The sequence below is a fragment of the Halorubrum sp. Atlit-26R genome, assembly GCF_003666015.1.
Taxonomy (GTDB): domain Archaea; phylum Halobacteriota; class Halobacteria; order Halobacteriales; family Haloferacaceae; genus Halorubrum.
Window position 1 is genome coordinate 1 of the sequence record NZ_QPLT01000031.1, and the last position, 9,685, is coordinate 9,685.

Genomic DNA, 9,685 nt, shown 5'->3' on the forward strand with positions numbered 1-9,685 from the left:
TTCAACATGGAAATCGGAATGCTATCGAACGTGTCTTTTGGGAAATAGAACGCCGAACATCATCGTTTGCGAATAGTTTTAGCAATGTCGCGTTAGAGACAGCTCAAAACTGGCTCGAAGCCTTCGCAGTCTACCACAATTCACGCCAAACTTAACGCGACCACGTCCGTCGGGCGTCGCCCGCGGGACGACCGGACGAAACCGCACGACCCGGTCCCCGCCCGCGACGACGAACCGCCGGCCCGTGTACAACCGTGTGGAAACGGCTAAGTCCGCCCGGTCGAACCTCGATCCATGGAGTTCACGCTTACCGAAGAGCAGCGTCAGATCCGCGACACCGTCGCGGCGTTCGTCGACGAGGAGGTCGTCCCCCGCGCGGCCGAGATCGACGAGACCGACGAGTTCCCCGCGGACTTAGTCGAGGAGATGGCCGACCTCGGCCTCATGGGAATGCCCTTCCCGGTGGAGTACGAGGGCGCCGGCCTCGACTACCACAGCTACGCGATCGGGCTCGAAGAGATCTCGCGCGGCTCCGGCGGGCTCGGCACGGTCGTCGCGGCCCACACGTCGCTGGCCGGCAACATGCTCTACGAATTCGGCGACGAGGCGCAGAAGGAGGAGTACCTCACCGCCCTGAACACCGCCGAGGACATCGGCGCGTTCGCGCTCTCGGAGGCCGAGGCCGGCTCGGACGTGCCGGCGATGTCGACCACGGCCGAGCGCGACGGCGACGGCTACGTCGTCAACGGCGGGAAGCTCTGGATCTCGAACGGCTCCGTCGCGGACACGGTCACGCTGTTCGCCAAGACCGACCCGGACGCCGGCCGGAAGGGCATCTCGTCGTTCGTCGTCCGCCCCGAGGAGGACGACGGGTTCATTGTGGAGGGGACGGAGGACAAGCTCGGCGACAAGGGGTGTCCGACCGCGGAGCTGCGCTTCGACGACATGTGGATCCCCGAGGAGCGACGGCTCGGCGAGGAGGGCGAGGGGTTCGTCCACGCGCTGAAGACCCTCAACGGCGGCCGGATCACCATCGCCGCCCGGTCGGTCGGTATCGCCCGCGCCGCGCTCGACGAGGCGAGGGAGTACGCGCAGGAGCGCGAGCAGTTCGACCGCCCCATCTCCGATTTCCAGGCCATCCAGCACAAGCTCGCGGACATGGACACGAAGGCGCGCGCCGCGGAGCTGCTGATGCACGAGGCGGCCGACCTGAAGATGCGCGACGAGGACTATATTAAGGAGGCCGCGCAGGCGAAGCTGTACGCCTCCGAGATCGCCCGCGAAGTCGCCAACGAGGGGGTCCAGATCCACGGCGGCTACGGTTACACCAAGGACTTCCCGGCCGAGCGCTTCTACCGGGACGCGAAGCTCTCGGAGATCTACGAAGGCACGAGCGAGGTCCTGCGCAACACGATCGCTCAGCAGCTGCTCGAAGAGTAGCGTCGCCGGCCGCGTCGGTTACAGAAGTGCGAGGAGAAAGCCCCGCCGTTCACGGCGTGGAGGAATCCGACAACACCTACGCGGACTACGTTCGACGGGTTAGCGGTGTTCAGATACGAATTGAAATGTGTGGCGGTGCGTTTTCAAAGTGTCTGTGCCCGAAAACGACCGCCTCAGCGGCTGTTTAGACGAGACCAATTAGAGCTTGTGGAGGAGAGGCAGGCTCAGATCAGTCGCGTTCGCATGGAATCAGCTTATCTGAACACTACCGCTCGGGCGGCCAAAAGAGGTATGTCACCGGGGAGAGACCGAACGCGTATGAAAGCAGTTGTACTCGCGGGTGGCTACGCGACCAGGCTCTGGCCGATCACCGAGCACCGGCCGAAGATGTTCCTGCCGGTGGGGGAGAACACGGTCATCGACGAGATATTCGAGGACTTGGAGGCCGACGACCGGGTCGACGAGGTGTTCGTCTCGACGAACGAGCGCTTCGCCGACACGTTCGCGGAGTACCTCGCCGAGAGCCCCTTCGAGAAGCCGACCCTCTCGGTCGAGGAGACCGTCGAGGAGGACGAGAAGTTCGGCGTCGTGGGGGCGCTCGAACAGCTCGTCGACCGCGAGGGCGTCGACGACGACCTGATCGTCGTCGCCGGCGACAACATGATCAGCTTCGATCTCGGCGACTTCGCCGACTTCTTCCACGAGAAGGGGACGCCGACGCTGGCGGCCTACGACGTGGGCGACCGCGAGCGCGCGAAGTCGTACGGGCTCGTCCAGCTCGACGGCGACGAGGTGGTCGACTTCCAGGAGAAGCCGGCGGACCCGCAGTCGACGCTCGTCTCCATCGCCTGCTACGCGTTCCCCGCGGAGACGCTCCCGAAGCTCACCACGTACCTCGAAGACGACAACAACCCGGACGAGCCGGGCTGGTTCCTCCAGTGGCTCCAGCAGCGCGGGCCGGTCCACGCGTACACCTTCGACGGCGCGTGGTTCGACATCGGCACCGCCGACAGCTACCTCGACGCGGTCGAGTACGCCCTCGACGGCGGGACGCTCGTCGCCGACGACGCGACCGTCGAGGGGAGCGACCTCGGCGACGTGGTCCACGTCATGTCGGGCGCGACGGTGACCGACTCGACGCTCGACCGCGCGGTCGTGTTCGAGGACGCGACGATCACCGACTCCGAGGTCCGCAACTCCGTGATCGACACGGGTGCCACCTTAGAGGGCGTCGACCTCTCCGGCGCGCTGATCGGCTCGCACACCTCGATCACCGAGGGCGACGACTTCTAAGCCGACTCCGCGGCTCGACCCTCCGCTCTTCCGCAACCCGGATCCGACTCCGTCAGTCTGTGCCGACTCCGTCAATCGGTTCCGGCCTGCTCGTGCGTGTGGTGATAACAGTCGAACGCCGGATCGCCTCCGTCCGTCGACGGGTGGAAACACACCCGCCGGTAGCGCTCGTTGTCGAGTAAGTTCGCCACGAACCCGTCGGTGTGCCGCGAGACCGACTCGTACGGGTCGCCGCAGGCGGGACAGGTCGCCGGCGGATCGTCGGGAACGTACATGCGGTGTCGCGTCCGGAGCTACGGCTCCGAGTCGGAAAACGACCCCGGCGATGCGTACCGAGTTCAGGAGCCGTTCGAGCCGTCGCCGCTCCCGCCCTCGACGCCGAGCGCGTCGAACAGCTTCCGCCTGACCGCCTCCTCGGTGAGGTGGAGGAGCGTGTCGCGGTTCTCGCCGCTCGCCTCGATGCCGGTGAAGATGCCGAGCGGGATCTCTAAGGAGCCCTGCGTCGAGTGGCCGGCGGCGTCGCCCATCTCGGAGAACGCCTCGTCGAGGACGTTGCCGATGTTCAGCCGGATGTCCTTCGAGCGCGCGGCGAGGTAGATCTTCTCGTCGGCGATGCCCAACACGGCCGTCGTCGTGATCCCCTCCAAGTTGAGCAGGTGTTGGGCGGCCTGCGCGAGCGCCTCGCGGTCGCGGATGAACCCGGCCGTCGAGAACAGGTGGCTCCCCTGGACCTCGCGGTTCTGGATCGCCTCCGCGAGCACGTCGAGCGTCTCCGGGCTCATCGACGGCGACTCCACCTGTTCGAGCGTGTCGTGGTTCGCGAACGGGTGGAGGTACGCGGCCGCGGTCAGGTCGGCAGGCGTCGTGTCGCGCTTGAAGTCCAGCGTCTCGGCGCGGATCCCGTAGAGGAGCGCGGTCGCCACCGCCTCCGAGGGCGACTGGTCGAACTCCTGGAGGTACTTCGTGAGGATCGTCGACGTCGAGGAGACGTTGGTGCGCACGTCGACGAAGCGCGCGTCGAACGGCACCTCCGACTCTAAGTGGTCGAGGTAGATGTCGATGGAGACCCCGAGGTCGAGGTCCTCGGCGGCCGCCTTCGCGAGGTCGACGGCCGCGACGGTCTCGTACTCCGAGAGCGGCGGCGCCTCGCTCCGGGCGAGCAGGTCGATCCCGAGGAGGTTGACGAACGCGCGGTTCTCCTGGTGGCCGACGTCGCCGGAGTAGACGATATCGGCGTCGACGCCGAACGCCTCCGCGATCGCCTGGAGCGCGGTCGCGGACGCGATCGAGTCCGGCTCGGGGTTGTCGTGGGTGAGGATCGCCATCCGGTCGCCGCCCGCCTCGATGATCTCCGCGAGCTGGCGGGCCATGTACTCCAGTTCGCCCGTCTCCAGCGACTGGAGCGCGCTGTCGGCGATCACCGTCGAGGGGTTGATCACCACGTCCGCGCCGCGCTCGCGCAGCTCGTCCTCGCTGACCGGGTCCGACGCCCGGACGACGACGTAGTGGTCGCCGCCGGTCTCCCTGACCGCGGAGACGGCCGCCTTGTTCGCCTCCACGTCGCTGGCGAGGATCAGCACGATGTCGCGGTCGTCGAGCTCGTCGACGACGTCCGGCTCGGCGATGTCCTGGACGCGCGCGTTGAGGTCCTGGTCCCGGAGCGCCTCGACCCGGCTCTCGTCGCGGTCGAGGATGAGGACGTCCTTCCCGCGCTCGGTCAGTTCCTCAGCGACGGCGTGCCCGACGCTCCCACAGCCGAGGATCGCGTACCGGGTCCGCGCGGATCCGGATGCCCCACTACTCATTGAAGGGATTTCCGCGGCACGACACTTAACGAGTGCGCTCTCGCCGTCGACCCCCGCCAAAGATGCCGCGAAGAGCGGCGACTTCGCCTTCCAGGTAGAGAATTCGACACCGCCGCATTCGTGCGATTCGACCGTCACCCGCCCGGCGGCGACGTGGTCGAATGAAAAGGCCTTTTACCGTGACCCGGATACGAACTCGTGAGGGCCGGTAGCTCAGTTAGGGAGAGCGACGGACTCTTAATCCGTCGGTCGCGTGTTCAAATCGCGCCCGGCCCGTACACTGAATCACAGAGCGACAGCGATGCGGTGAGGGAATCGGACGGAAGCGATCTGAAGTAGAGAAGTCGCAGCGCGAGCGAAGCGAGCGACCGTCTTCTCGTAGTTCACAATCGCGCCCGGCCCGCTTTCGAACCGAGAAGCGCTGCCGCAGTCGATTTCTATCGATTGGGTACTGTTCGACGGACTCGCGTCCAGACTGAACAGACGAAGAGAGCGGACCTCTCTCCCCCACCCGGCTCAACGCTTTTGCCGGCGCAGCACCGACGGTCCGACATGAAACGAAACGTCGGCCGAATCGACGCGGCGGCGCGGGTCATCGGCGGCGTCGCCGTCGCGGTCCTCGCGGTCCTCGTCGCGACGACTGACGTCAGCGTGCCCGTCGTCTCCGCCGTCGGGCTCGCAATCGCCGGCGCCGTGCTCGTCGTCGAGGGCGCCACGCGGCGGTGCCTGCTGTACCGCGTCCTCGGGATCGACCGCTGTCCGGTGGACTGAGGCGGGAGGGCGGTCCGACGGCCCGGACGAACTGGGAGCCGAGAGCGCGACCCCGCCCGCGACCCCAAAACACTTCTCCGCCGAGTGCGTGGCGGCCTCGTATGAACGCGCGCGAGACCGTCCGCTCGTACTACGACGCGCTCCGGGCGGGCGACCCGCTGGCGCCGTACGTCCCCGACGAGCGCGACGGCGACGACACGTACGTCACGTTCGGCGTCTCAGAGCGGCTCGTCGGGAGCGACCGGATCCGGGAGGGGCTCCGGACGCAGACCGAGACCACGACGGACTGGCGCGTGACCAGCCGCGACCTCCGCGTCACGGAGCGCGACGACCACGCGTGGTTCAGCGACGCGGTCGCGATGGCGTGAACGGACGCGGAGTCGGGACAGCGCCACGAGTTCGACACCCGCTGGAGCGGGACGCTCGCGCGGCGGGACGGGGGGCGGCGTTTCGTCGGCCTCCACGTGAGCGCCGCCGCCGCCGACTTCTGACCGCGGGACGGCGGTCCGCTCGGCCCGGTCTGGCGCGACGTCGATGTTTATGAGCCCCGCCGCCGATCCCACGCCCATGACGGACCTCGACGGCGCGGCGGCTGTGATCACCGGAGCGAGCTCGGGAATCGGCGAAGCGACGGCGCACGCGCTCGCGGAGCGCGGCGCGAACGTCGTCCTCGTGGCGCGGCGGCGCGACGCGCTCGAATCGGTCGCGGACGACGTGCGGGCGGAGCACGGCGTCGAGGCGGTCGTCGCCGACGGCGACGTCCGCGAGTCGGCGACCTCGGCGGCGGCGGTCGAGGCCGCGGTCGAGGAGTTCGGCGGCCTCGACGTCGCGGTCGTCAACGCGGGGCTCGCCCGCGGGAGCGACGTGGCGGAGATGACCGACGAGGAGTACTTCGCGATGCAGGAGACGAACGTCGACGGGGCGTTCTTCCTCACGCGCGAGGCGCTCCCGCACCTCAGGGAGAGCGAGGGAACGCTCGTCGCCGTCGGCAGCTTCGCCGGGGAGTTTCCCCGGTCGTTCAACCCCGTGTACGCCGCGACGAAGTGGTGGATCCGCGGGTTCGCCCACAGCGTCGCGGCGCAGGCCGGCGACGACGGCGTGGCGGTCTCGGTCGTCAACCCCTCGGAGGTCCGCACCGAGTTCGGCAGCGAGGACGGGGAGCCGTTCGAGGAGCGGTTCGAGCCCGGGAGCGTCACCGAGCCGGGGGAAGTCGCGGAGGCGATCGCCTTCGCCGCGTCGCGGCCCGGCTCGTCGGCCCACGAGATCGACCTCTACCGCCGGGACAAGTACGCCGACACCATGTGAGCGGGGCTGCGCAAGAGCGGGACTGCGCGAGAGCGGGGCTGCGCAAGAGCGGGACTGCGCGAGAGCGGGGCTGTGCGAGAGCGGGGCGCGCGTCGGCGCGCCGACGGTGGAACGTGCTGACGGCGGAACACGCCGGCTCAGCGCTCGGGCGACGTCTCGTCGAGGCGGTCGATCGGCGCGCCGCATTCCGGACAGGAGTCGTCGGTGCGCGCCACCGCGAGGTCGCACTCCGGGCAGAACTCCCGGTCGCAGGCTCGGTCGCCCATGTCCGGGGCCGACGACGCCGCTGAACAAATAGCTTCGGCGCGCACCGCCGCGGCCTTCGAACCGAAATTCCTTTTAAATCTCTGCGCGCCGATCCGGTGTGAGCAACGCGACGGCCGGGGCGAGCCGAACGCAGTTCTGGGCGCTCTACCTCACGCGGTTCGCCGAGGGGTTCGGGTTCATCACGCTCATCACCCTGTTGGGGACGTACATCAACGCGCTCGACCCGCAGGCGACGACGGTGCTGGGCGTCACGGTCTCGGCCGGGTTCGTCATCGGGATGTACACGACGGGGTTCACGCTCGCGCAGACCGTCGCCGTGGTGCCGCTGGCGTGGGCGGGCGACCGCTTCGACAAGCGGACCGTCCTGCTCGGCGTCCTCGCGGCCGGCGCCGGCGTGTACGCGTTGTTCCCGCTCGTCGACTCCTCCGGCTCGTTCATCCTCGTGCGCGCGCTCCAGGGGCTCGTGGTCACCGGCGCGGGGCTGATGACGTTATCGCTGGTCGGGCAGATCGCCGACGTGGGAGCGCGCGCCGACAAGATCGGGAAGGCGAACGCCGCCTCCTTCGCGGCCTCGATCGTCGGGTCGCTGTCGGCCGGCGCGATGTACGACGCGGTCGGCTTCGGCCCCATCTTCGCGGTCATCGCGGCGCTGATGGTCGCCGCGTGGGCCGTGACGTGGCTCTTCCTCGACGACGACGACACGCGCGTCGAGGGGTTCCCGTTCTCGGACCTGGCCGTCAACCGTCGGATCCTCACGATGACGACGTTCCGCGCCCAGTACGCCTTCGCCGTGACGATGGTGCGGACGTGGGTCCCGATCTACGTCAGCACGGAGATGGCCGCCGGCGGCCTCGGCGTCACCGGGATCGCCATCGGCGTCACCGTCACCGCAGAAAAAGCGACCAACATGGTCGGCCAGCTGTTCACCGGTCGGCTCTCGGACGCATACGGCCGATCGCTGTTCGTCTTCGCGGGCGGCGGCGCCTACGGTGTGGTCGCGATGGCGATCCCCTTCTCGGCCGCGATCGGGACCGCGCTCGGCGCGGGCGTGACGCTCCCGATCCTCGGCGACCTCCCGCCGGCGTACCTCCCGCTCGTCGCGTTCTCCGGGCTGCTCGGCGTCGCGGACTCGTTCCGCGAGCCGGCGAGCATGGCGCTGTTCGCCGACGAGGGCACCGACGACGGCGGCGTCGCCTCCAGCTTCGGCATCCGCGAACTCGTCTGGCGGCCGGGCTCCGTGGCCGGCCCGCTGATCGCCGGCTGGCTGATGGTCGAGGTGAGCATGGGCTCCGTCTTCTACGTCGGCGGCGCGTTCGCGATCACCGGCGTGCTCGCCTTCCTCGCGATCCTCGTCCGGGACCACGGTCGAGCGGCGCTGACGGCGTGGTAGCGCGCGGATTCGCGGATTCGAGCGTGCGGGGCTCTCCTACCGCTTCCCGAGCGCGGCCCGGTAGTGCGGCCCGTCGCCCGATCCCTCGCGGTCGACCGCGTCGACCGTCCAGCCGGTCCCGATCGCCGCCTCGCGGAGTCGGTCCGGCGAGAACAGCCTGAAGCGGAGCGTCGGGTCCCGCTCACCGTCGTACGCGAACCACATGACGCGGCCCGCGAGCCCCGGCGTCGGGTCCTCGCGGTAGCCGAGCAAGTCCGCGGCCGCCGGGTGGTCCGGGTCGTAGCAGTCGATCACGGCGGTCGCGTCGGGCGTCGTCACGAACGCGAGGTCGCCGAGGAACGCCGAGAGCCCGCACATCGAGCCGGCCAAGCCGACCTGCGTCCCGATCGCGAGCGCCGACGCGAACCGGTCGCGCTCGAACGCGTCGCGGAGCGCGAACATGTCCCCTTCGCGGGCGTCCGCGACGCCCCGGTCGCGCATCGTCTCGACGAGCGCGGGGCTGGACTCGACCGCGACCGTCTCGAACCGCTCCTGAAAATACAGCGCGTGGCGCCCCGCGCCGGCGCCGAGGTCGACGAGCGGTCCCTCCAACCGCGACGCGAGCCACGAACCGGCGTTACTCTCGGGGTCGAAGTCGGTGAAGTAGAACGACTCGATCGGGTGCTCGCGCGTCTCCTCGCCGTCGCCCTGTACGAGGGGCTCGGTCCGGTCGCCGCGGTGGTGGTCGCGGATCGCGCGTCCGAAGGCGTCGGGCATGGCGTGACGGTCGCTCTGGCAAATAAAAAGCGACCGTGAGTGTCGGTACCGATTCACGATCCGGGGGCTTTGTAACGGCCAGCTATCGCGACCGGACCTCTCCCGAAACAGTAGCGCGCCGAACAGCATCCCGTGAAGAGCGACGAGATTAGGTGTAGTATATCGTGAACGAGGCCATTTATGAGGAAATTAGCGGTGTTGCTGTCTGCTGTTTATAAGTGGTCGCCGCTGCGGCGGTGAACACCTCCAAAGCCCCAGTCGCGACGGCTCGCGCGCCTTGCTGTGCTCCTCGCTCGGTCGCTATCGCTCCCTCGCTGCGGTGCTTACTGCGGCGTGCTTCGCCCTCGCGACTGCCCCTTTGAGTCCCACCCCGCACCGCCCCGCACAGCACCTCACACCTCCCCAGCCTCGCGGTTCGCGCTCTCCGAGCGCTCACCGCGTCCCTCGCGGGCTGGCTCGCGGCCTCCGCTTCGCTCCGGCCGCTCGCAGGCGCGCCACCGCCTGTTATTTATAAGTACCCGTCGCAATCGCGGTCGCGTAAAGTTAGAGGATGAGGCGTTCGACTTCAGAGTGCTTATGGCCGAAATCGAACGCCTCACCGAAGGTATCGCGTGGATCGACTTGTCGTTTGTGGAGCGAGATAGGACTCCACGCTGGG

The 9,685-nt window shown here is 68.5% G+C and carries 9 protein-coding genes, 1 tRNA gene and 2 pseudogenes; 8 read left to right on the plus strand and 4 right to left on the minus strand.

The window, feature by feature from the left end; translation table 11 throughout:
• From DVK07_RS18705 to DVK07_RS18720, 3 genes and pseudogenes are all read left to right on the plus strand, one after another.
• Positions 1 to 155: pseudogene (locus tag DVK07_RS18705) on the plus strand (IS6 family transposase); the annotation flags it as partial.
• Between the two features lie 139 nt (positions 156 to 294).
• Positions 295 to 1,440: an acyl-CoA dehydrogenase family protein gene (locus DVK07_RS18710; protein ID WP_121598423.1), complete on the plus strand. Its 1,146-nt coding sequence runs from the start codon at positions 295 to 297 to the stop codon at positions 1,438 to 1,440.
• A gap of 318 nt (positions 1,441 to 1,758) precedes the next feature.
• Positions 1,759 to 2,733, plus strand: a complete 975-nt coding sequence (locus DVK07_RS18720; RefSeq protein ID WP_121598424.1) for a sugar phosphate nucleotidyltransferase — start codon at positions 1,759 to 1,761, stop codon at positions 2,731 to 2,733.
• Between the two features lie 71 nt (positions 2,734 to 2,804).
• Here DVK07_RS18720 and DVK07_RS18725 read toward each other — a convergent pair whose 3' ends face one another.
• The gene (locus DVK07_RS18725) at positions 2,805 to 3,008 is read right to left on the minus strand and encodes a hypothetical protein (RefSeq protein WP_121598425.1); all 204 of its coding nucleotides are present in this window, start codon (positions 3,006 to 3,008) and stop codon (positions 2,805 to 2,807) included.
• 63 nt (positions 3,009 to 3,071) lie between these two features.
• Positions 3,072 to 4,538 (minus strand): DHH family phosphoesterase, encoded by a 1,467-nt coding sequence (locus tag DVK07_RS18730; protein ID WP_121598426.1) that lies wholly within the window; start codon positions 4,536 to 4,538, stop codon positions 3,072 to 3,074.
• A 202-nt stretch (positions 4,539 to 4,740) separates the two neighbouring features.
• Between DVK07_RS18730 and DVK07_RS18735 the strand changes: the two genes are divergently transcribed.
• From DVK07_RS18735 to DVK07_RS18750, 4 genes and pseudogenes are all read left to right on the plus strand, one after another.
• Positions 4,741 to 4,814, plus strand: a tRNA-Lys gene (locus DVK07_RS18735).
• Between the two features lie 276 nt (positions 4,815 to 5,090).
• Positions 5,091 to 5,309 carry a DUF2892 domain-containing protein gene (locus DVK07_RS18740; protein WP_121598427.1) on the plus strand — a complete coding sequence of 73 codons (219 nt, stop codon included), beginning with the start codon at positions 5,091 to 5,093 and terminating at the stop codon, positions 5,307 to 5,309.
• 101 nt (positions 5,310 to 5,410) lie between these two features.
• Positions 5,411 to 5,800: pseudogene (locus DVK07_RS18745) on the plus strand (nuclear transport factor 2 family protein).
• Positions 5,801 to 5,876: 76 nt separating this feature from the next.
• Positions 5,877 to 6,614: an SDR family oxidoreductase gene (locus DVK07_RS18750; protein WP_121598428.1), complete on the plus strand. Its 738-nt coding sequence runs from the start codon at positions 5,877 to 5,879 to the stop codon at positions 6,612 to 6,614.
• A 137-nt stretch (positions 6,615 to 6,751) separates the two neighbouring features.
• On the opposite strand, the gene DVK07_RS24250 is transcribed toward DVK07_RS18750, so the two are convergent.
• Positions 6,752 to 6,880, minus strand: coding sequence for a hypothetical protein (locus DVK07_RS24250; RefSeq protein WP_017343127.1), 129 nt, complete (start codon positions 6,878 to 6,880; stop codon positions 6,752 to 6,754).
• A gap of 98 nt (positions 6,881 to 6,978) precedes the next feature.
• Between DVK07_RS24250 and DVK07_RS18755 the strand changes: the two genes are divergently transcribed.
• Positions 6,979 to 8,271, plus strand: a complete 1,293-nt coding sequence (locus DVK07_RS18755) for an MFS transporter (RefSeq protein WP_121598429.1) — start codon at positions 6,979 to 6,981, stop codon at positions 8,269 to 8,271.
• A gap of 36 nt (positions 8,272 to 8,307) precedes the next feature.
• Here the strand turns inward: DVK07_RS18755 and DVK07_RS18760 are convergent, their stop codons facing one another.
• Positions 8,308 to 9,027: a class I SAM-dependent methyltransferase gene (locus tag DVK07_RS18760; RefSeq protein WP_121598430.1), complete on the minus strand. Its 720-nt coding sequence runs from the start codon at positions 9,025 to 9,027 to the stop codon at positions 8,308 to 8,310.
• Positions 9,028 to 9,685 lie beyond the last annotated feature (658 nt).

What these genes read in the sequence shown, in the direction of transcription:
- DVK07_RS18710 (WP_121598423.1), top strand. Translation starts at nt 295, where the DNA reads ATGGAGTTCACGCTTACCGAAGAGCAGCGTCAGATCCGCGACACCGTC.
- DVK07_RS18720 (WP_121598424.1), top strand. Translation starts at nt 1,759, where the DNA reads ATGAAAGCAGTTGTACTCGCGGGTGGCTACGCGACCAGGCTCTGGCCG.
- DVK07_RS18725 (WP_121598425.1), bottom strand. Translation starts at nt 3,008, where the DNA reads ATGTACGTTCCCGACGATCCGCCGGCGACCTGTCCCGCCTGCGGCGAC.
- DVK07_RS18730 (WP_121598426.1), bottom strand. Translation starts at nt 4,538, where the DNA reads ATGAGTAGTGGGGCATCCGGATCCGCGCGGACCCGGTACGCGATCCTC.
- DVK07_RS18740 (WP_121598427.1), top strand. Translation starts at nt 5,091, where the DNA reads ATGAAACGAAACGTCGGCCGAATCGACGCGGCGGCGCGGGTCATCGGC.
- DVK07_RS18750 (WP_121598428.1), top strand. Translation starts at nt 5,877, where the DNA reads ATGACGGACCTCGACGGCGCGGCGGCTGTGATCACCGGAGCGAGCTCG.
- DVK07_RS24250 (WP_017343127.1), bottom strand. Translation starts at nt 6,880, where the DNA reads ATGGGCGACCGAGCCTGCGACCGGGAGTTCTGCCCGGAGTGCGACCTC.
- DVK07_RS18760 (WP_121598430.1), bottom strand. Translation starts at nt 9,027, where the DNA reads ATGCCCGACGCCTTCGGACGCGCGATCCGCGACCACCACCGCGGCGAC.